Origin of the sequence: Campylobacter concisus, assembly GCF_002913225.1 — a bacterium.
Classification (GTDB): Bacteria; Campylobacterota; Campylobacteria; order Campylobacterales; family Campylobacteraceae; genus Campylobacter_A; species Campylobacter_A concisus_J.
In genome coordinates this window covers 48,212-69,047 of record NZ_PPAW01000072.1, presented here as the reverse complement: position 1 = coordinate 69,047, position 20,836 = coordinate 48,212, and the positions used below count along the sequence as shown (strand labels likewise).

Genomic DNA, 20,836 nt, shown 5'->3' with positions numbered 1-20,836 from the left:
TTTCCTTATTTTATAGCATTTGGTAAGATCGCTGCGTCGATCTCAAATTTCGCAAGCTCGAAAAGGCTTGCTTCACTTTCTATTAAAACAGCGATAAGTGCGTCAAATAGGTAGTTTTGCGCAACTTTTGCCAGATCTTTTGCTAGCGTAATATCGGCAATAATAAATTTTGCTCCAGCGGCATTTGCGATGATGGCTTCGTTTATGTCATTTGCGATGATGCTAAAGTTTGCTCCAGCTTCTAGCGCTTTTTTTATCAAATTTCTATCAAATTTAAAGAGATTTTGCCTGTCGCTTGAAATTTCATCTTCGCTTTTGCAAAGAAACAGCGGCTCAAATTTTATCAGCTCATCACCTAAAATTTTCATCTCTCACCCTTTATGCACTCTTTGCAGATGTATTTTCCGTCCCTTAGCACCATTTGATTGATGTCGCTAAAGACACCGCATTTGCTGCACTCTTCGAAGTTGCTGGTGCTTATCTTGTCGCTTTTTTTTCTATTTTTAAAAAATATGATGTAAATCGCAACCAAAATCGCTACAAAAAGCAAGTATTTCAATGTATCTCCCCTTGATTTTTGAGATTAAAAAATATGTAGTTTCTGTTTTTTTCATTATAAATTTGTGCGTTGATGCCTGAAATTTCATCCATGACGCTTGAGCCCTTGTAGATGAGAAATTTAGTGCTCTCATCATAAAATCCCTCGCAAATTTTTATAAGCTCTTTTGTCTTGCTAAGCGCCCTTGAAGTGATGAGATCAGCCGTAAATTTATCTGCAAGCTCGATCTTTTGGCTATGAACTTCTAAATTTTGCAAGCCAAGCTCGATCTTAGCGTAGCTTAGAAATGATGACTTTTTGGCTATCGGCTCAAAAAGGTGCCACTTCGTTTGAGGCATCGCAAGCGCTAAAAATATCGCTGGAAAGCCAGCGCCGCTACCAACATCGATCGCAGTTTTAGCACTTAGGTCAAAAATCTCAAGCGGTTTTATGCTATCAAGCACCTGCTCGCTTATATCTTTATAGTTGCTTAAGCTATGAACTCGGTTAAATTTAGCAAAAATTTGAGCGTAAGCCTTTACTTTTTCGTCAAATTCAGCTGGCAAGCAGAGCTCATTTTTCATCACAAGATGTGCCCCATTTGTTCTTTTTTGACCTTTAAGTAGCCTTCGTTAAATTTATTTGGCTTTATAACGATAGGCACGCGTTTTACGATCTTTACCGAGCTTAGTCCGTGAAGTTTTAAAGGGTTATTCGTGAGTAAATTTACCTCTTTTATGCCGTAGTGATTTAGGATAAAATCAACCACTTCATACGTCCTCTCATCAGCCTTAAAACCTAGCTGGTGATTAGCCTCAATGGTGTCAAAGCCCTTGTCTTGGAGGTTGTAGGCGTTTATCTTGTTTAAAAGCCCGATATTTCTGCCCTCTTGACGCAGGTAGATGACCATGCCGCCATTTTCTTCGATATATTTTAGGCTCGCTTCAAGCTGGTCGCGGCAGTCGCACTTTAGGCTACCGATCGCATCGCCAGTTAGGCACTCAGAGTGAATTCTAAGATTTACTACTTCGCTTAGAGGCTCTTTGTAGATCACAAGGTGCTCTTTTGCCCCTTCTTTGAAGGCTTGAACCTTATAAGTACCAAATCTTGAGGGTAGATTTGCGGCGTTTGAAATTTCTATTTTCATTTTAAATTTACTCCAACTGTGCTAAACTAGCTAAAAATCACGCATTTTAACAAAGAAAAGGCAAAAATATGTTTAAACGTTTTAGAAGATTGAGAATAAATCCAGCTTTAAGAGACATGGTAAGAGAGACTAGCCTTAGCGTAAATGACTTCATCTATCCGCTCTTTGTAGTCGAGTGCAAAGGCGTTAAAAACGAGATCGCTTCGATGCCAGGCGTCTATCAAATGAGTATCGATGAAATTTTAAAAGAGTGCGAAGAGATAGTAAATTTAGGCATAAAATCGATCATTTTATTTGGCATACCAAGCCTAAAAGATAGCGTTGGCAGCGACGCACTAAGCAATGACGGCATCATCGCAACTGCGCTTCGTGCCATAAAAGATAAATTTCCAAATTTATTTGTCATAACAGATCTTTGCTTTTGCGAATATACAGATCATGGCCACTGCGGCATAATCGATCATGTACATAATACCATCGACAACGATGCAACGCTTGAAATTTCAGCTAAGCAAGCCTTGATACACGCTCAAAATGGCGCCGACATGATCGCACCAAGTGGCATGATGGATGGCATCATCGCAACACTAAGAGATACGCTTGATAGCAATGGCTTTGAAAATTTACCAGTGATGGCATACTCGACTAAATTTGCTTCAGCCTACTACGGACCATTTCGTGACGTGGCACAAAGCGCACCAAGCTTTGGCGATAGAAAGAGCTACCAAATGGACAGCGCAAACCGCCTTGAAGCTATAAATGAGAGCTTGCAGGACGAAGCGCAAGGCGCTGATATCTTGATGGTAAAGCCAGCGCTTGCCTATCTTGACGTCGTTAGAGAGCTAAGAAATTTAACACTTCTGCCACTTTGTGTCTATAACGTAAGCGGCGAGTACGCACTGCTAAAAGCTGGCGCAAAAGCTGGCATCATCGACTATGAGCGCGTTATGATGGAGACCTTGATCGGCTTTAAAAGAGCAGGGGCAAATTTGATCATCACCTATCACGCAAAAGAAGCGGCTAAAATTTTAAGGGGCTAAGATGAGGCACTTTTTGACGCTAAATGACTTTAGCAAAGATGAAATCGAGCAGATGATAAATTTAGCCCGCAAGATCAAAAAAGAGGCGAAAGCTAGAGAATTTAAGCCATATCTTAAAGATCAAAAGCTTGCAATGATATTTGAAAAAAGCTCAACTAGAACTAGAGTGAGCTTTGATGTGGGCATGCATGAGCTTGGCGGATACGCACTATTTTTAAGCAAAAATGATATACAAATAGGACGCGGCGAGCCGATCCGTGACACCGCTAGAGTGATAAGCAGGATGTGCGACATGGCGATGCTAAGGGTCGATAAGCATGAAACGCTGGAAGAATTTGCTAAATTTTCAAGTGTGCCAGTGATAAACGGGCTAAGTGATAAATTTCACCCAGTGCAGCTTATGGCGGACTATCTAACCATGCTTGAATTTAGCGCAGGAGAGAAGGTCGCATACGTAGGCGATGGCAACAACATGACCCACTCGTGGCTCATGCTAGCAAGCAAACTTGGCCTTGAGCTAAGAGTGGCTACGCCAAAAGGCTATGAGGCGGACGCTGAAATTTTAAAAGTGGCTAATGAAAATGCAAAAATTTCAGGTGCGAAAATTTTTATCACAAACGATATAAAAGAAGCGGTAAATGGTGCCGATGTAGTGACTACGGACACTTGGGTATCGATGGGGCAAGAGGCTGAGAAAGAAAAGAGGCTAAAAGACTTTGCTGGATACTGCGTGGATGAAAATTTGATGAGCTTAGCTAAAAAAGATGCGATATTTTTGCACTGCTTGCCAGCTTATAGAGGCTATGAGGTGAGCGAAGCGGTCTTTGAGAGGCACGCGGATGAAATTTTTAGCGAGGCGGAAAATAGACTTCATGCCCAAAAAGGCGTGATGGTCTGGTTAGACGAGAGAAGAAAATGAGTGAAGAGAAAAATATATATGATGAGATAGATGAGATCGGCACTACACTTGGGCTAAGTAGCCCTGAAAAAACGGTCTTTGAGATAGTTTCAACGAAAAATCCAAACGAGCATATCTTAAATTTAAAAAGTGGCTCTTGGGACTCGAAAGAGCCGTGGTTTGGCATTGATGAAAATCAAAATTTACACACGGTTGTTTCAGTACAATCGCTCTCAGCTTTGATAGAGGCATTAAAAGAGACACAAAAAGAGAATTTTGACCTAAGACTTGAAAAGACGATCTGGCAAAATATCCCAGTTGATTTTAGTGATGTTTGGGTGGTTGCGATGGATGAGATCAAAAAGATCGCACATGGCAAAAAGAGCAGGCAGTTTAACATAGATCTTGAAAAATTAGTAAAAAATATAAAAAAAGAGCATCCAAATTTGTTTGTAGATATAAAAGAGATGATCCAAATGGCAAGGAGCAGGGCAGATGATTGATTTTAGTGCGTATGTGAAGTATTCAAGGCCAGGGCCAAGATATACGAGCTATCCGACAGCGCCGGAGTTTAGTGATAAATTTAGCTATGAGGCTTATATAAAAGAGCTTGAAAACCGCGATAAAAAAAGGCCACTTTCGCTTTATTTACACCTGCCTTTTTGCAGGAGTGCTTGCTATTTTTGTGGCTGTAACGTCATCTACACGAGCAAAGAGGACCGCAAAGAGAGATATATAAGATATATAGAAAAAGAGCTTGAAATTTTAGCTCGACACCTAGATACAAGCACCGAGGTCTTGCAGATGCACTTTGGCGGCGGCACACCGACATTTTACAATGCCGAGCAACTTGATGAGATCATCAAACTTATCAAGGCTAAATTTAAAAATTTCTCAAAAGAGGCTGAGATAAGCTGCGAGATAGACCCTAGATTTTTGACAAACGAGCAGCTTGATGTGCTCATATCTCACGGCTTTAACCGCATAAGCTACGGCGTGCAAGACTTCGACGAAAAGGTGCAAAAAGAAATTCATAGAATTCAGCCTTATGAGATCACTCAAAATGCCGTAAAAATGGCTAGAGAGAAGGGCATAAAATCAATCAATATGGACCTAATTTATGGCCTACCATATCAAAGTCTAGAGAGCTTTAAAAAGACGCTTGAGCTTGCTCTTACGCTTGATCCAGATAGGCTTGCAGTATTTAACTACGCTCACGTGCCATGGATAAAAAAGTCAATGCGTAAATTTGATGAGACAACCCTGCCAAATCCAGAAGTTAAGCTTGAAATTTTAAAATTTACAGCTGAGTTTTTAACTAAAAATGGCTATAAAATGATAGGAATGGATCACTTTGCAAAGCCAAATGATGAGCTTTTTGGCGCTTTGGCAAATGGTACTTTGCATAGAAATTTCCAAGGCTATACGACAAAGGGCGGCGCTGATCTCATTGGTATTGGCGTGACAAGCATCGGCGAGTGTAAAAGACACTACGCACAAAATCACAAAGATATGGATGAGTATGAAAAAGCGATCGATAGTGGAAAGTTGCCATACGCAAAGGGAATTTATCTAAGCGATGAAGATTTGCTTAGAAAAAGTGTTATTATGAGTTTGATGAGCAATTTTGGGCTTAATATCAAGGCAGTTGAGGATGAATTTCATATAAATTTCTTTGAACATTTCAAAAATGAGCTTGAAGAGCTAAAGAATTTAAGTGAATTTGTCGATATTACGACAGATAAAATCAGTGTAAATGAGACAGGAACGCTGATAATACGAAATATTGCAATGTGTTTTGATGAGTATCTTAAGAAAATTCCAGAGAATTTAAGGCGATTTTCTAAGACGATATAAAAATTATTTTTTTGTCATAGAGTGTTTAAAATACGTTTAATATTTCTTGGTGTATAATTCGCACTAAAAGTCTAGCCAAAGCTTGACAATAAAAAGGTAAAAGGATCTAGTTATGAAAAAGATGTTAGCAATTAGTGCTTTGGCCGCAGCAACATTGCTGTCTGCCCAAGATGTCCCTTATAGGATTTTTCTAGCTTCATTTGCTCAAGATGATAGCGCTGCTAGGATCGATAGTGCTGTTAGCAAAGTAAATAGCAAAATATCAGATAGCAGACTAACTACTGGCGTTTATGAAGTTGGTGGAAGAAAGTTTTTATATGTTGATACAACTCCAGTTTCTGAAAATGAAGCTAATGAGTTGTTAGCTAAAGTTCAAAATGAGTCAGGTTATAAAGATGCTTTAATGAGAGCTAAGTCACCTGTCACAAATGCTCAATCAACTAAAAAATCTAATATAGAGCAAACTATATCAATTGAGCCTAAAGCAGCAGCTACAGCACAAGCTGATGATAGCGTATTGACTTTGGATCAAGTTGTAAAAACTATTTTAAATGAAAACCCAAGTTTAAAAGCTACAGAATTTAACTACTTACAAGTTGGTAAAGATCTAAAAATAGCTAAAAATGCTTACTATCCAACACTTGATGCAGCTGCTAGAGTAGGATATGAGAGAAAACGTCTTGATGACGGTCTTGCAACAAGAAGAGGCGATGGCAGAGTATCTGGCGCATCTTTAACTTTAGTTGAAAACCTTTATAATGGTGGTGCTGATAAAAACAGAATCAACTCTCAAAGCGCAAGACTTGACTCAGCTGCTTACACGGTAGCTCAAGCTGCAGATAGACTAACATTAAGTGCTGCAAATGCTTATCTACAAGTTCTTCAAACAAAGAGAATTCTTGACATTGAAGAAGAAAATGTAAAAAGCCATGAAGAAATTTATAACCAAATCAAAGATAGAGCCGCATCAGGTTACGGCGTAGCTTCTGAAGAGAGACAAGCTGGATCACGCTATACTTTGGCTCAATCAAACTATGTAGCTGCTAAAAATAATTACGAGGATGCACTTTCTACATTTGAAAAACTATATGGAAGAAAAGTTGCTGCTAAAAATCTAGTAATGCCTGAGTTTAACCTGCCATTACCAAGCACTAAAGAGGCTGTTTATGACAAAGCTGTTCTTTGCAACCCAACACTTCTAGTTCAAAGATCAAACATCGCTATGGCAGAGTCTGTTGTAAAAGAGAAAAATGCACCATTTTTGCCAAAATTAGATCTTGTCGTATCAGGTGCTTATGATCACTCAAATGTTTTATATGATGATTATGAAGAGCAAACATTTGATGCTCTTTTAAGACTAAACTATAACCTTTACAACAAAGGTAATGATAAACTTGATAAAGAGAAGAGCCAACTTGCTGTTCAACAAGAGCAACAAACTATGGACAACCTTGTAAGAGAGCTTAAAGAGTCTTTAGAATTCTCATGGCAAAACTATGTTCTTAACCAAGAGAAAATGGGATATCTAAATCAACACGTTGAATATTCAAAAGCTACTCTTGATGCATACCAAGATGAGTTTAGAATTGGTCGCCGCGACCTTATCAACCTGCTTGATGCAGAAAACGAATACAACACAGCTTTAAAAGAGATCGCTACAACTGAGACTGCACTATCTTATGCAAAATATAGATTGCTAGATAACATGGGTATGGTTTCAGATAGTTTTGAGCCAGGCTTTGCGAAGAGATATATCCAAGGCGCTTGCAGTATTCAAAACGACCTAAGATAAAAATTTAAAATAAAGTGATGACCATGAGGGTCAAAACAAAATTCTGGACGCTTACTGTAAGCGTCCTTTTTTCGTTATTAGCAATAAATGCTGTTGGGGATTTTGTAAAACAAACAACGATAGCAAAGGTGGCTAAAATTTATGGAGAAGATGCAAGAAGAAGGGCATCGGCATTAAATTCTTTAATGACTTCATTGCAAGATGCAACCGAACAAGAGAAATTAATAAAAGTAAATGATTTTTTTAACTCTTTTAGGTGGGTTGATGATATGCAACTTTGGCATAAAAAAGATTACTGGGCTACCAGAATGGAATTTGTAGGAAAAGGCGCTGGTGACTGCGAAGACTACGTTATCGCAAAGTATTTCACCCTAAAGCAACTTGGAATTCCAACTCAAAAATTATACTTCACATACGTTAAAGCCTTAAGATACAACCAAGCACATATGGTTTTGGCATATTATGATACACCAAAGTCTATTCCATTAATTTTAGACAACATAAATGGTAAAATAAAAATCGCAACACAAAGAACAGACCTCGTGCCAGTCTATAGTTTCAACGGTGATTCGCTATACTTGGCAAAACAAGAAGGTCTTGGTCAGGCAATACCAGGTGGAAATAAAAAACAAAATCCTAAGTGGATGGAACTAATAGATAGGATAGGAAAAGAGGATTTATGACGCTATTTAAACAGATTATGATCGCTGTGATAGCTTTTGGCATCGTGATTTTTATGGCTGTTGGCTACTTAAATTTTAAGAGCCTAAATGGATACATCAACGACCAGCTCGGTGAAAATGCAAGACACACAGCAAACTCACTTGGACTTGCTTTAAAACCGATTGTTGATCCTGAGGATATGTCTTTGGCACAAACGATGATAAATTCTATGTTTGATAGCGGCAGATACAAGCTCATTAAACTTGAAGATGTCGATGGTAAGGTGCTTATAGAAAATTCTCAACAAACTATTGTTAAAGATATCCCAGAGTGGTTTTATAAGATCGCTAAATTTGAAGCTCCTGTTGCAACTAGCGAGATCATGACTGGCTGGGCAAAATTTGGCACACTCTATGTTCAAGGTAGCACGGCGCTTGCTTACAATGAGCTTTACTCAAACTCAAAAAATATTTTTAACTTTCTAGCTTTAATGATCATCATCGCTCTTGTCGTGGCATTTTTCGCCCTTAAGGCGATATTTAGACCACTTGTTAAGGTGCAGGATCAAGCTGAAGCGATACTTGATAATAAATTTATCATCCAAAAGAGAATTCCATTCACAACCGACCTTAAAAAGATGGTGCTCGCCATGAACTCGATGGTTAGCAAGGTTCAAGACATATTTGAAAGAGAGGCGGCTACGCTTAGCAAGTATCAAGAGCTTTTATATAAAGACTCTATGAGCGGCACTTACAATAGAAGATTTTTTCAAACTAAATTTAGTGAGTATCTAGCAAGTGAAGAGTATTCAAGCGGTGTTGCTTCGCTTGTTAGCTTTAAAGATCTAGCAGGGCTAAAAGGCGTTCTTGGCTTTGAAAAATGGCAAAGTGTCATCATAAAAATAGCTCAAATTTTACAAGAAAAATCTACCGAAAATGACCAAAATGCGATCGTCGCAAGGTTAAATGACAACGATTTTATCTTGCTTTCTTACGGTAAAAACTCATCAAATTTCTCAGCTTTAGACGATAAGATCATGGCTGAGTTTAAAAAACTCTATACAAATTTCTCTATAAACGATAGTGAGTGCCCAGTCAATGCTGCTATTGTCGAGTACTCGCCAAGCACTGACATGAGGACGCTACTTACATCAGCTGACGTTACTTTGGCTAGTGCAAGACTGGCTGGCTGCTTTACTTGCAAAGAATTTAATGCAAATCAAAACACCTTAGTCATCGGCAAAGAGAAATACAAAGAGCTTATCTTTGACTCTATAAAAGAGGATAAATTTAAATTTGCAGCTCAAAAAGTAGTTGGTTTTGACTCAAGCTTTGAGCAGTACGAACTTTATCTAAGGCTCGTTGATAGCGAGGGCAAATGGCGTATGGCATCATACTTTATGCCAATGGTAAATGAGCTAAATTTAGGTGCGATGCTCGATCTTCATATCCTAAATAGAATCGCTAGAATTTTGCCTGAAAATATCTTGCCTCAAGGAAGCTTGGCGATAAATTTGGGTAAAGAGATATTAAGCTCGGATGAAAATTTCTCAAAACTTGAAGCCACACTTAAAAAAATCGCTCAAATTTCAAAATATAAAAACTATATAGAAATTCCAAACAAAGACGATATTAGTATCGAAAGTATAGTTAGACTTACTAAAAAATTAAAAGAACTTGGCTTTGGTTTTGGATTTGACCACTTTGAACTCAGCGCAAAAGGCATTGAGAAGCTAAAAGAATTTAATCCAGACTACGTAAAGATCCAGTCAAGCGTCTTAATCGACTTTTTAAGTGATAAATCAGGGGCAAATACAAAACAATCACTAGATGTTGTTTTAAGCTCAAAAGATATCATTTTGATTGCGATCGGTGTTGAGAGCGAAGAGCAAAAGAGTAAGCTAATTGAGCTTGGCATTAAAAATATGCAAGGAATTTACATAGATGAAATCAAAAATATTGGATGATAGATGCATAGCGATAAGATAAAAGACGAACTGCTTCAATGTTTGGTGATCTTTACTAAACTTCATAACAACCCATATAGTGCCGATGCTTTGACTATCGGTCTGCCTGTAAAAGATGGCGAAGAGATCGAGCTTTTTTCACTAAAGAGCTCGAAGTCTTTATTTTCTCGTGCAGCTTCACGTGCTGGTTTTGCATCGACGCTTGTCAGAAAAGATCTTGATCAAATTTCGCCTTTAGTTTTGCCTTGCATTTTGATGCTTAGAGGCAAAAAAGCTTGCATCTTGCAATCTTTCAGCGAAGACAAAAAGATGGCAAACATCATCACGCCTGATCTTTCAACTGGCACTAGTACGATAGAAACAAGTAAGCTAAAAGATGAGTATTTAGGCTATGCTTATTATCTAAAACGTGAATTTGTCCCAGAAGATACAAGCTCGACAAAGCTTATCGACGCTGGCAATGACCACTGGTTTTGGGGCACTTTAAAGCGCTCTAAGAAAATTTACTTTGACGTCGTGATAGCAAGCTTTATCATAAACTTATTTGTCCTTGCAAGCCCACTCTTTACGATGAACGTCTATGACCGCGTTGTGCCAAATAACGCAGTTGAGACACTTTGGGTTCTAGCGCTTGGCGTGAGCGTCGTTTATGGCATCGATCTATTTTTAAAATTTGTTCGTTCATATTTTCTTGAGATCGCAGGCAAGAAGAGTGATATCATCATGAGCTCGATCCTCTTTGAGCGCGTCATGGATATGAAATTTAGCAATAAGCCAAAGTCGGTTGGTTCATTTGCTAGCAACTTGAAAGAATTTGACACAGTTAGAAATTTCTTCTCATCTGCGTCGCTTGCTGCCATTGTGGATCTGCCATTTGCGTTAATCTTCTTGATAGTTACCTACTTTATAGGAAGCTACCTTGTGCTTGTGCCTATTGTTATCATGATAGCTATTTTGTGCTACACATTTTTTATAAAAGATCCGCTTCAAAACGCGATTAAAAGCACATTTGAAGCTTCAGCTATGAAAAATGGAATTTTGATAGAGAGCCTTAGCAGCTTAGAGACCATTAAAACTCTTGGTGCTAGTGGCCATGTGCAGTGGAACTGGGAAGAGGCGACTGGCGAGATAGCAAATAGAAGTATCAAATCAAAAATAATCACCACTTCAATCACGACTGTCACGTCATTTTTGGTACAGCTAAACACTATCGCTATCATCGTTCTTGGCGTTTATATGATACAAGATACGCACCTTACTATGGGTGGTTTGATCGCTGCTGTTATGCTTAGTTCTCGTGCGATCGCCCCTATGGGTCAAGTAGCCTCACTAGCTGCAAATTTCGAGCAGACAAAGACAGCTTATCAAAGCCTTAGCAAGATCATGCAGATGCCAGTTGAAAGACCTGAGGGCAAGAAATTTGTTAGAAGAAATTCTTTTGATGGCAAGATAGAGTTTAAAAACGTTAGCTTTACTTATCCAGACACCACAAAAGGCTCACTTGATAGGATAAATTTTGTCATTCAACCGGGTGAGAAAGTAGGCATCATCGGTAGAAATGGCTCTGGTAAGACAACCTTACAAAAGATAATCCTAGGTCTTTACGCGCCTACTGAAGGCTCAGTGCTAATTGATGGTATAGATATCAACCAGATAGACCCAGCTGACCTTAGAAGAAATATCGGCTATGTGCCACAAGATGTTGTGCTGTTTAAAGGAACGGTTAGAGAAAATATCGTTCAAAAAGCTCCTTATGTCGATGATATGCAGATCATTAAGGCGGCTAAGGTAAGTGGCGTTGATGAATATGTCAATGCTCACCCACTTGGTTTTGATATGCCTGTCTTTGAAAGGGGCGATGGCATCAGTGGTGGTCAGCGTCAAAGTATAGCTGTGGCTAGGGCATTTTTGCTTGATAGTCCTATCATCTTGCTTGACGAGCCTACAAATTCGCTTGATAATACTGTTGAGAGCAAGCTAAAAGCAAATTTAAAGGTAAATACCGTAAATAAAACTATGATTTTAGTAACTCACAGAACATCGATGCTTGATCTTGTTGATAGGCTCATAGTGATGGATAACGGCAAAATTTTACTAGATGGTCCAAGAGACGAAGTTTTAGCTAGACTTAGTGGGAAGTGATTATGCAAGAAGATATAAAAAATCAACAAAATGAAAATTTAAAGCCAGACGAAAAGCCGGTTCAAAAAAGCGACATAAAAGAGCAAGAGAGCGCTGGAGATCAAATTTTAAATAGCGTAGATGGCATCAAGTCAAACATCCAAGCTAAAAACTACGACGCTTATGACTTGAAATTTATGTCAAGCCTCTCAGAAGCAGTTTTGGCAAAGGCTCCATCAACATCAAAAAAGATACTTTATGCAGTTAGCATAACTGTATTTTGGCTACTTTTGTGGGCTTCGTGGGCACAGATAGACGAGATAACAAGAGGTAGCGGCAAGATCATCCCATCAGGCAAAAACCAAGCGATACAAAACCTTGAGGGTGGTATCGTAGATCAAATTTTTGTAAAAGAGGGCGATGAAGTTAAAAAAGATCAAATTCTGATCAGGCTTGATAATAAAAACTTTACAAGTAGCTACGGCGAGTCAAAGCTAAGACTTGATGAGCTTCAGGCTAAATTTATGAGGCTTGATGCTGAAGCTAATGATAAAGAATTTGACTACAACGAAACAAGGGATGCGAACAATAGCAAGGCTGTAAGATACGAGATAAGTTTGCATAACTCAAACATCGATCACCTAAACGAGCAAATAGGAATTTTAACAGAGCAAATTCACCAGCGCCAAAGTGAGCTAACCGAGCTTAGAAACAAAATTTCTCAAACTCAAAATAGTTACAATCTTGTCTTAAAAGAGAAGGCGATCATGGAGCCTATCTTTAAAAAAGGTCTTGTTAGTGAGGTCGAGTATATCCAGCTTCAAAGACGTGTAAATGACCTAAAGGGCGAGCTTGACGCATCTGTGCTTGCTGTGCCAAGGGTTGAATCAACCATAAAAGAGGCAAAAAACAAGATAGAAGAGGCAAAACTGGCATTTAAAAACAATGCAAAGAAAGAGCTAAACGAAGTCTCTGCTGAGATCGCAAGGATAAACGAGTCGCAAATTAGCTTAAGTGATAGGGTTGAAAGAACTTATGTAAGATCTCCAGTAAATGGTATCGTTAGTAAGATGATGGTGCATACAGTCTCTGGCGTTATCAAGCCTGGTGAAAACATAGCTGAGATCGTCCCACTAGAAGATAAGCTCATCGCTGAGGTAAAGGTTAAGCCAGCCGATGTTGCGTTCTTAAGACCTGGACTTGATACGATGGTTAAATTTACGGCGTATGATTTTAGTATTTATGGCGGCTTAAAAGGCAAAGTAACGCAGATCAGTGCCGATACCGAGACAAATGAAAAAACAGGCGAGAGCTACTATCTAGTCAGGATAGAAACTGAGAAAAACTATCTTGGCAGCGAAGAGAAGCCACTTAGGATCAAGGTTGGTATGATAGTTTCAGCTGATATCATCACTGGTAAAAAGACGATACTTGACTATCTGCTAAAACCTATCTTAAAAGCAAAACAAAACGCTTTAACGGAGCGATAATGCAAAAATCAGCTAGCTTTGAGCGAAATTTTAGCGAATATCAAATTTCAAGAGCGAAGTTGGCTGATGAATTTGTCATTGTAAATGATGGCAAAATATGCGATCTAATCGGAAGAGAGGTAGTTAAATTTCTCTTTAAAGACTGTGAAAAAAGCTTTGACGAGATGATAAATTTAAAAAGAGAAAATTGTATAAATTTATCTGGCGTAGAGATTAAAGATGAGCTTATAAAGAGCATCAAGATATCTATTAGCGGCTACGATGAAAGTAGTGATAGCTTGGACTTTGATCTAAATTTACTATCTCTTAGTGTGCCATATAGATATGCCATATCAAATGGTTGTTTTGAGATGAGTATCTTTTTAAAAGAAGGCAAAGAAGTGGTTGAGAAATTCTTATCTACTTTTAGTTATAAATTTGAGGCAAATAGTGGCAAGGAGCGCCACGTGATAGTATTCGTAAATGAGTCAAAAATTTACGAGCAAACCTATATGTGATATAAGGAAATATGGTTATGAATGTGGTTTTTTTTACTCAAAATGGTTCGCTTAATAATCTTTGGCGAGGGTATTTTTCAGATGAAGATGTGAAATTTACTCACAATAAAAAAGATTTTTTTGCAAATTTAAACGACGAGGTTGATATCGTCGGTATCGATACAAACGCTTTTAAAGATAGCCTTGATGAAAATATTAAAACCATTCATGAAACTTTTCCAAATATAAAATGTCTAATCCTTGCAAACGAACCAAAATTTAGTGAAGGCAAACATCTGCTGGCTCTTGGTGTCAAAGGATATGCAAACTCACACATGAGAAAAACTCACTTTGAAGATGCCTTTGAGACGATTTTAAATGGCAAAGTTTGGCTTTATCCAGAATTTATCCAAGCGATGATCGGAGAGCTAACTGGCTCATATATAAATAATGAAAGTGAAACTTTGGAGAAAAAGTCTGATCTAAGCGAGCTTAGCTCACGTGAAAAAGAGATCGCAAACTTAATCTATCAAGGTCTAACAAACAATGAAATTTCAGAGCAAACAGGCATTACTTTAAGGACAGTAAAGGCACACACCACGTCGATTTATAGCAAACTAAATGTGAAAGATAGAATAGGTCTTGTACTTTTGATGAAGCAGCTACATGCGTAAAATTTTGCTTCTTTTTTTTGTCTCTTCACTTTTTGCAAATAATTTTGAAATTTCTCCAAAAAATATATCTCAATGCAAAAATCAAATTTGCAAAAATATCCTAAATCACTATGCAAATTTTATGAAAAAAATAGAACACGAAAGCTTTATAAGAAAGCTAGAACTCATAAATTCATACTTAAATTCCTTAATGCCAAGATATGATGATTTTTACAATACAAATGTCGATGTGTGGAGCACTAGAAGCGAGTTTTTAAGGCGAGGTGGCGGAGACTGCGAGGAGTACGCGATATCAAAGCGTGATAGCCTAAAAGATCTTGGTGTAGATAATCAAAAATGTCTTCTAGTCGTTCAGGAAAAAAATACGAAAAAATATCATATGGTGCTAGCTGTTTGGGAAAATTTACACAAAGAGCCTTTGATACTAGATAATTTAAGCTTTAGAGTTTTGCCACTTTCGAAGCGCTACGACCTGGTGCCAGAGTATTGCTTGATGGATGGAAAATATTTTAAGATAAAAAAAGATGGCATAAATTTAGAGCCAGTAAATATAAGAATGCAAACTTACGAAAATTTGATAAAAAAGGAAAAAGAAGAGAAATTTTGGAAGAATTAATCTTCCAAGTCGATGTCTATTTTTTCAACATTTGTTGTAATATCTTTGGTATTTTTCTCAATGCTGTGTTTATTTTTCTCGATTAACGATCTGTTTTGACCTATAAGGTCTCTATTTTCTTTGATGCCATCACTGTTTTGCTCGATCATTTTACTTAATGTTGCTATCTTTTTTTCATAGCGGATCATCAAGAAGTAGATCACATAAATTAGCAGTAAAATTACCGCCCAAGGTAAAAATTGCATATTAAATCCTTTGTAATTTTTCGTAATTATAGAAATTTTAGCTTTTAAAAAAAATAAAACTATGAAAATATGAAATTTTATATATGTAAAATTTATCTTTGATTTTTGGTAGAAGGGGCTCATACTAGTGGCTGTTTTTGAAATTTTTGTAAATTTCATCTAATTTTTGATTGCAAAAAAATTAGATAAAATATTTTTCAAAATCTCCTTGACTTTTATTTTGTTTTGGGCTATAATTGCCACTTCACAAAACAGGTGCTGGTGTAGCTCAGTTGGTAGAGCTACTGCCTTGTAAGCAGTGGGTCGGCGGTTCAAGTCCGTTCACCAGCTCCATTTTGTAACAGTGTTTGACCAGAAAATACCAAAATAACTTATTAATGTTTAAGGTGAGATACTCAAGCGGCCAACGAGGGCAGACTGTAAATCTGCTGACTATGTCTTCCGTGGTTCGAATCCACGTCTCACCACCATTGTTATGCGGGAGTAGCTCAGTTGGCTAGAGCATCAGCCTTCCAAGCTGAGGGTCGCGGGTTCGAGCCCCGTTTCCCGCTCCAAAATTTGGGAAAGTAAACTGGGAGCTGTATCTAGATTTTACTAAACACAGTTATTCCATCTTTATTTTCATGAATTTTTAGTTGTTTGTATGTTGATTAAAATCATCTCAGCCAAGCGTTTTTCGCTCATATGGCTCAGAGGTAGAGCACTTCCTTGGTAAGGAAGAGGTCGCGGGTTCAAGTCCCGCTATGAGCTCCACTGGTTTATATGATTTTATATTACTATACGAATTTGAATTAGATAAAGACACATATCATAACGGAGGAAAAGATGGCTAAAGAAAAATTTTCACGCAACAAGCCACACGTAAACATAGGCACTATCGGTCACGTTGACCATGGTAAAACTACTTTAACAGCTGCAATATCTGCTGTTCTTTCACGCAAAGGTCTTGCTGAGCTAAAAGATTATGATAATATTGATAATGCTCCAGAAGAGAAAGAGCGTGGTATTACAATTGCTACTTCACACATTGAGTATGAGACAGAGAAACGTCACTATGCTCACGTCGACTGCCCAGGTCACGCCGACTATGTAAAAAATATGATTACAGGTGCTGCTCAAATGGACGGCGCTATTCTTGTTGTTTCTGCAGCAGACGGCCCAATGCCACAAACTAGAGAGCACATCTTGCTATCTCGCCAAGTTGGTGTTCCTTACATTGTTGTTTTCATGAACAAAGCAGATATGGTTGATGACGCTGAGTTACTTGAACTAGTTGAAATGGAAATTCGCGAACTACTTAACGAGTATAACTTCCCAGGTGATGATACTCCGATAGTTTCTGGTTCAGCACTTAAAGCTCTTGAAGAGGCAAAAGCTGGACAAGATGGTGAATGGTCAGCAAAAATTATGGAACTAATGGATGCAGTTGATAGCTATATCCCAACTCCAGTTCGTGCTACAGATAAAGATCTTCTTATGCCAATCGAAGACGTTTTCTCAATCTCAGGTCGTGGTACAGTTGTAACAGGTAGAATTGAGAAAGGTGTTGTTAAAGTTGGTGACACTATAGAAATCGTTGGTATCAAACCTACACAAACAACAACAGTTACTGGTGTTGAGATGTTTAGAAAAGAGATGGATCAAGGTGAAGCTGGCGATAACGTTGGTGTTCTTCTTCGTGGTACTAAAAAAGAAGACGTTGAACGTGGTATGGTTCTTTGCAAACCTAAATCAATTACTCCTCACACAAAATTTGAGGGCGAGGTTTATATCCTAACTAAAGAAGAGGGTGGTCGTCATACTCCTTTCTTTAATAACTATAGACCACAATTCTACGTAAGAACAACTGACGTTACTGGTTCTATTACATTACCAGAAGGCACAGAGATGGTTATGCCAGGTGATAACGTAAGAATTTCTGTTGAGCTTATAGCTCCAGTTGCACTTGAAGAAGGAACTCGTTTTGCTATCCGTGAAGGTGGTAGAACTGTTGGTTCAGGTGTTGTTTCAAAAATACTTGGTTAATTTATAAAATTATGCCAAAGGGGAAACCCTTTGGCTTTCTATAAGGAATATATATGAGAATTAAAATCGGTTTAAAATGCTCTGAGTGTGGTGATATTAATTATACTACTACAAAAAACAGCAAAACCACTACAGATAAGGTTGAGCTCAAAAAATATTGCCCAAGATTAAAAAAACATACTGTTCATAAAGAAGTTAAGTTAAAAAGCTAATTAAGAATAAGTAGCTATTAGGGCAATAGCTCCAACGGTAGAGCGCTGGATTCCAAATCCAATGGTTGGGGGTTCGAATCCCTCTTGCCCTGCCACAATTAAGGTTAAGATTATGGAAAAATTTATAAATTATATAAAGCTATCTAAATTGGAAATAATGAAGGTTATCTTTCCTACTAAAGAACAAATTAGAAATGCTTTTATTGCAGTTTTTATCGTGGTCGCTGTTGTTTCACTTTTTTTAGCTCTTGTTGATGTTATTATGTCCTTTGTTCTTTCTAAAGTTATATAGAATGAGGAAAAGATAATGTCACATAAATGGTATGCTATACAAACTTACGCTGGTAGCGAAATGGCAGTAAAAAGAGGAATTGAAAATTTAGTTAGAGATCACGGTATTGAAGATCAACTAAAAGAAGTTATCGTTCCTACAGAAGACGTAATAGAGATAAAAAACGGTAAGCAAAAAATTAATGAAAGAACTCTTTATCCTGGATATGCTTTTGCATGTTTAGATCTTGATACGGCTCTTTGGCATAAGATTCAGTCTTTGCCAAAGGTTGGGCGTTTTATCGGTGAGGCTAAAAAGCCTACGCCACTGACTGAAAAAGATATAAATACTATCTTGGAGAAAGTTCAAAAAAGAGCGGCACCAAAACCTAAAATATTTTTTGAGGATGGTGAAAGCGTTCGCATAACAGAAGGTCCTTTTGCTAACTTTACAGGTATTGTTGAAGAATACGATATGATACATGGCAAGCTTAGACTCAATGTTTCTATTTTTGGTAGAAGTACCCCTGTTGATATTTTGTATTCACAAGTTGAGAAGATAATTTAAGGAGCAAGAAATGGCTAAAAAAGTTATAGGTGAAATAAAATTACAAATTGCCGCAACAAAAGCAAATCCTAGCCCGCCAGTTGGTCCAGCATTAGGACAAAAAGGCGTTAATATTATGGAATTTTGTAAAGCCTTTAATGAAAAAACAAAAGATATGGTTGGATTTAATATCCCAGTTGTTATTACTGTTTATGCTGATAAAAGTTTTACATTTATCACTAAACAACCACCTGCTACGGACCTTATCAAAAAGGCTGCAGGTATAACAAAAGGAACAGATAATCCTTTAAAAAATAAAGTAGGTAAATTAACAAAAGCTCAAGTTTTAGAAATAGTTGAGAAAAAACTTGTTGATTTAAATACAAATGATAAAGAGCAAGCAGCTAAGATTATTGCTGGTTCAGCTCGTTCAATGGGTGTCGAAGTAATAGACTAAAACCTTTACCGTCAGGTTGATTTTCAAAAGACGGAAGCAATTTATATGCGGAGAAATTTATGGGAAAAACTAGTAAGAGATTTCAAGAATTGCTCAAAAAAGTAGAGCAAGATAAAATTTATAACCTTAGTGAAGCTATCGATACAGTTAAAGCTCTAGCTTCTGCTAAATTTAATGAAACAGTTGAGATCGCGTTAAAATTAAACGTTGATCCAAGACATGCTGATCAAATGGTTCGTGGTTCAGTTGTTTTACCAGCTGGTACAGGTAAAACTGTAAGAGTTGCTGTAATTGCAAAAGATGCTAAAGCTGATGAGGCTAAAGCTGCTGGTGCTGATATCGTTGGCGCGGATGATTTGGTTGAAGATATTCAAAAAGGCATAATGAATTTTGACGTTCTTATAGCTACTCCAAATTTAATGGGTCTTGTAGGTAAAGTTGGTAGAATTTTAGGACCAAAAGGTTTAATGCCAAACCCAAAAACTGGAACAGTTACAATGGACGTTGCCCAAGCTGTAAACAATGCAAAGAGTGGTCAAGTAAATTTCCGTGTTGACAAACAAGGAAATATCCATGCTGGTCTTGGTAAGGTAAATTTTACAAAAGAGCAGCTTTGTGAAAACATTTCAACATTTATAAAAGCAATAAATAAACACAAACCAGCTGCTGCAAAAGGCAGATATGTTAAAAATGCTTCATTGTCTTTAACAATGAGCCCATCTATATCTCTTGATACTCAAGAAGTTATGGATTTAAAATAAGAATTTAGAGAAATTTTATATCTTAGATTGGAGATAGCCGAGGCCCTTGGGCTTAATTGATTCGACCCGCTCTGCTTGAAATTACCGGTCGGAAAGGAGAAAAAGTGACACGTAACGAAAAAACTGAAGTTGTTGCAAAATTAGAGAGTGAATTTAAAACTGCTGAAGCTATTGTAGTTTGTGACTATCGTGGTCTTTCAGTTAAAAAACTTGAAGTTTTAAGAAATTCTGCAAAAGAACAAAATGTAAAAGTTCAAGTTATTAAAAATACTCTTGCAAATATTGCTCTTAAAAATTCTGATAAAGTCGGAATGGAACTTAAAGATACAAACATCTATCTTTGGAGTGAAGATCAATTAGCAGTAACTAAAGTAGCCGCAAAATTTGAAGAGGCTAATGCTGACCTTTTCAAAATTAAAACAGCATATATTGATGGCGAAGTTGCAAGCGTTGATAAAGTTAAAGCTCTATCTAAAATGCCTAGCCGTGATGAGCTTATTGCGATGCTTTTGCAAGTTTGGAATGCGCCAATTCAAAATTTCACAATTGGTTTGAATGCGCTTAAAGAGAAAAAAGAACAATCAGCTTAATTAAATTAAAAATAATAAGGATTAAAAATGGCAATTACAAAAGAAGACGTATTAGAGTTTATATCTAATCTTTCTGTACTTGAACTTAGCGAACTTGTAAAAGAGTTCGAAGAGAAATTTGGTGTTAGTGCAGCTCCTGTAATGGTAGCTGGTGGTGCAGCTGCTGCTGGTGGTGCAGCTGCTGCTGAAGAAAAAACAGAATTTAACATCGTTCTTGTTGATTCTGGTGATAAGAAAATCAACGTTATTAAGGTTGTTAGAGCACTTACTGGTCTTGGCCTTAAAGAGGCTAAAGACGCAGTTGAGGGAACTCCATCTGTTCTTAAAGAAGGCGTTAGCAAAGACGAAGCTGAAGCAGCTAAAAAAGAGCTTGAAGAGGCTGGTGCTAAGGTTGAACTTAAATAATTTTTTATTATTTAGGCTTAATATTTCAAGAGAGGGCAGAGGCTCT

25 protein-coding genes and 5 tRNA genes are annotated in these 20,836 nt (G+C 37.5%); 25 read left to right on the top strand and 5 right to left on the bottom strand.

The annotated features are described in order from the left end of the window. Positions 1-5 precede the first annotated feature (5 nt). Genes CYP26_RS10095 through ribA form a run of 4 tightly spaced genes read right to left on the bottom strand, consistent with a single transcriptional unit; the run spans position 6 to position 1,685 of the window. Positions 6-368, bottom strand: coding sequence for a hypothetical protein (locus tag CYP26_RS10095; protein ID WP_103631283.1), 363 nt, complete (start codon positions 366-368; stop codon positions 6-8). Next, positions 365-559 carry a hypothetical protein gene (locus CYP26_RS10090; RefSeq protein ID WP_103631282.1) on the bottom strand — a complete coding sequence of 65 codons (195 nt, stop codon included), beginning with the start codon at positions 557-559 and terminating at the stop codon, positions 365-367. The genes CYP26_RS10095 and CYP26_RS10090 overlap by 4 nt, the downstream gene beginning before the upstream one ends. After that, a complete protein-coding gene (rsmG, locus tag CYP26_RS10085; RefSeq protein ID WP_103631281.1) occupies positions 556-1,122 on the bottom strand; it encodes a 16S rRNA (guanine(527)-N(7))-methyltransferase RsmG in 567 nt (188 codons plus the stop codon). Before rsmG ends, CYP26_RS10090 begins: the two co-directional genes overlap by 4 nt. Further along, complete coding sequence (gene ribA, locus CYP26_RS10080) at positions 1,122-1,685, bottom strand: GTP cyclohydrolase II (protein ID WP_103572161.1); 564 nt, start codon at positions 1,683-1,685, stop codon at positions 1,122-1,124. Before ribA ends, rsmG begins: the two co-directional genes overlap by 1 nt. Positions 1,686-1,753: 68 nt before the next feature. On the opposite strand from ribA, the gene hemB reads away from it, so the two are divergent. From hemB to CYP26_RS10020, 12 genes are all read left to right on the top strand, one after another. After that, a complete protein-coding gene (gene hemB / locus CYP26_RS10075) occupies positions 1,754-2,725 on the top strand; it encodes a porphobilinogen synthase (RefSeq protein ID WP_103631280.1) in 972 nt (323 codons plus the stop codon). Between the two features lies 1 nt (position 2,726). Continuing rightward, positions 2,727-3,644, top strand: coding sequence for an ornithine carbamoyltransferase (gene argF, locus CYP26_RS10070; RefSeq protein WP_103631279.1), 918 nt, complete (start codon positions 2,727-2,729; stop codon positions 3,642-3,644). After that, a complete protein-coding gene (locus CYP26_RS10065; RefSeq protein ID WP_103631278.1) occupies positions 3,641-4,126 on the top strand; it encodes a DUF2603 domain-containing protein in 486 nt (161 codons plus the stop codon). The genes argF and CYP26_RS10065 overlap by 4 nt, the downstream gene beginning before the upstream one ends. Next, entirely contained in the window at positions 4,119-5,480 is a 1,362-nt protein-coding gene (hemN, locus tag CYP26_RS10060; RefSeq protein WP_103631277.1) for an oxygen-independent coproporphyrinogen III oxidase, read from the top strand. Before CYP26_RS10065 ends, hemN begins: the two co-directional genes overlap by 8 nt. A gap of 112 nt (positions 5,481-5,592) precedes the next feature. Next, positions 5,593-7,272 (top strand): TolC family outer membrane protein, encoded by a 1,680-nt coding sequence (locus CYP26_RS10055; RefSeq protein WP_103631276.1) that lies wholly within the window; start codon positions 5,593-5,595, stop codon positions 7,270-7,272. 23 nt (positions 7,273-7,295) lie between these two features. Continuing rightward, positions 7,296-7,955 carry a transglutaminase-like cysteine peptidase gene (locus CYP26_RS10050; protein WP_103631275.1) on the top strand — a complete coding sequence of 220 codons (660 nt, stop codon included), beginning with the start codon at positions 7,296-7,298 and terminating at the stop codon, positions 7,953-7,955. Then, on the top strand, positions 7,952-9,901 hold the full coding sequence (locus tag CYP26_RS10045; RefSeq protein ID WP_103631274.1) for a bifunctional diguanylate cyclase/phosphodiesterase: 1,950 nt from the start codon (positions 7,952-7,954) through the stop codon (positions 9,899-9,901). Before CYP26_RS10050 ends, CYP26_RS10045 begins: the two co-directional genes overlap by 4 nt. Before the next feature lie 3 nt (positions 9,902-9,904). After that, entirely contained in the window at positions 9,905-12,043 is a 2,139-nt protein-coding gene (locus CYP26_RS10040) for a type I secretion system permease/ATPase (RefSeq protein ID WP_021085509.1), read from the top strand. 2 nt (positions 12,044-12,045) lie between these two features. Further along, positions 12,046-13,512 (top strand): HlyD family type I secretion periplasmic adaptor subunit, encoded by a 1,467-nt coding sequence (locus CYP26_RS10035; protein WP_021092966.1) that lies wholly within the window; start codon positions 12,046-12,048, stop codon positions 13,510-13,512. Beyond that, positions 13,512-14,009 (top strand): DUF5416 family protein, encoded by a 498-nt coding sequence (locus CYP26_RS10030; protein ID WP_103631273.1) that lies wholly within the window; start codon positions 13,512-13,514, stop codon positions 14,007-14,009. The genes CYP26_RS10035 and CYP26_RS10030 overlap by 1 nt, the downstream gene beginning before the upstream one ends. Positions 14,010-14,026: 17 nt before the next feature. Then, a complete protein-coding gene (locus CYP26_RS10025; protein ID WP_103631272.1) occupies positions 14,027-14,662 on the top strand; it encodes a response regulator transcription factor in 636 nt (211 codons plus the stop codon). Positions 14,663-14,783: 121 nt separating this feature from the next. Next, positions 14,784-15,278 carry a transglutaminase-like cysteine peptidase gene (locus CYP26_RS10020; protein WP_223228736.1) on the top strand — a complete coding sequence of 165 codons (495 nt, stop codon included), beginning with the start codon at positions 14,784-14,786 and terminating at the stop codon, positions 15,276-15,278. Here the strand turns inward: CYP26_RS10020 and CYP26_RS10015 are convergent. Beyond that, the gene (locus CYP26_RS10015; protein ID WP_103589490.1) at positions 15,275-15,523 is read right to left on the bottom strand and encodes a flagellar biosynthesis protein; all 249 of its coding nucleotides are present in this window, start codon (positions 15,521-15,523) and stop codon (positions 15,275-15,277) included. The two genes, CYP26_RS10020 and CYP26_RS10015, sit on opposite strands and share 4 nt — an antisense overlap. A 257-nt stretch (positions 15,524-15,780) precedes the next feature. Between CYP26_RS10015 and CYP26_RS10010 the strand changes: the two genes are divergently transcribed. The 13 genes from CYP26_RS10010 to rplL all read left to right on the top strand — a co-directional run bounded on the left by CYP26_RS10010 (position 15,781) and on the right by rplL (position 20,790). Next, positions 15,781-15,856 (top strand) — tRNA-Thr (locus tag CYP26_RS10010). Between the two features lie 52 nt (positions 15,857-15,908). Next, positions 15,909-15,993, top strand: a tRNA-Tyr gene (locus tag CYP26_RS10005). A 7-nt stretch (positions 15,994-16,000) separates the two neighbouring features. Beyond that, positions 16,001-16,077 (top strand) — tRNA-Gly (locus CYP26_RS10000). Between the two features lie 124 nt (positions 16,078-16,201). Then, positions 16,202-16,276 (top strand) — tRNA-Thr (locus tag CYP26_RS09995). 72 nt (positions 16,277-16,348) lie between these two features. After that, on the top strand, positions 16,349-17,548 hold the full coding sequence (gene tuf, locus CYP26_RS09990; RefSeq protein WP_002941132.1) for an elongation factor Tu: 1,200 nt from the start codon (positions 16,349-16,351) through the stop codon (positions 17,546-17,548). 53 nt (positions 17,549-17,601) lie between these two features. Beyond that, positions 17,602-17,760, top strand: a complete 159-nt coding sequence (gene rpmG, locus CYP26_RS09985; protein WP_002941157.1) for a 50S ribosomal protein L33 — start codon at positions 17,602-17,604, stop codon at positions 17,758-17,760. 19 nt (positions 17,761-17,779) lie between these two features. Then, a tRNA-Trp gene (locus CYP26_RS09980) sits at positions 17,780-17,855 on the top strand. A 17-nt stretch (positions 17,856-17,872) separates the two neighbouring features. Then, on the top strand, positions 17,873-18,052 hold the full coding sequence (gene secE, locus CYP26_RS09975) for a preprotein translocase subunit SecE (protein ID WP_002941070.1): 180 nt from the start codon (positions 17,873-17,875) through the stop codon (positions 18,050-18,052). Positions 18,053-18,064: 12 nt separating this feature from the next. Continuing rightward, the gene (nusG, locus tag CYP26_RS09970; protein WP_180385147.1) at positions 18,065-18,598 is read left to right on the top strand and encodes a transcription termination/antitermination protein NusG; all 534 of its coding nucleotides are present in this window, start codon (positions 18,065-18,067) and stop codon (positions 18,596-18,598) included. A gap of 10 nt (positions 18,599-18,608) precedes the next feature. Beyond that, positions 18,609-19,034, top strand: coding sequence for a 50S ribosomal protein L11 (gene rplK, locus CYP26_RS09965; protein ID WP_021092996.1), 426 nt, complete (start codon positions 18,609-18,611; stop codon positions 19,032-19,034). Between the two features lie 59 nt (positions 19,035-19,093). After that, positions 19,094-19,795 carry a 50S ribosomal protein L1 gene (gene rplA, locus CYP26_RS09960; RefSeq protein WP_103631271.1) on the top strand — a complete coding sequence of 234 codons (702 nt, stop codon included), beginning with the start codon at positions 19,094-19,096 and terminating at the stop codon, positions 19,793-19,795. A 104-nt stretch (positions 19,796-19,899) separates the two neighbouring features. After that, positions 19,900-20,385: a 50S ribosomal protein L10 gene (gene rplJ, locus CYP26_RS09955; protein ID WP_103567743.1), complete on the top strand. Its 486-nt coding sequence runs from the start codon at positions 19,900-19,902 to the stop codon at positions 20,383-20,385. Between the two features lie 27 nt (positions 20,386-20,412). Continuing rightward, entirely contained in the window at positions 20,413-20,790 is a 378-nt protein-coding gene (rplL, locus tag CYP26_RS09950; protein WP_009294518.1) for a 50S ribosomal protein L7/L12, read from the top strand. The last annotated feature ends 46 nt before the right edge of the window (positions 20,791-20,836 follow it).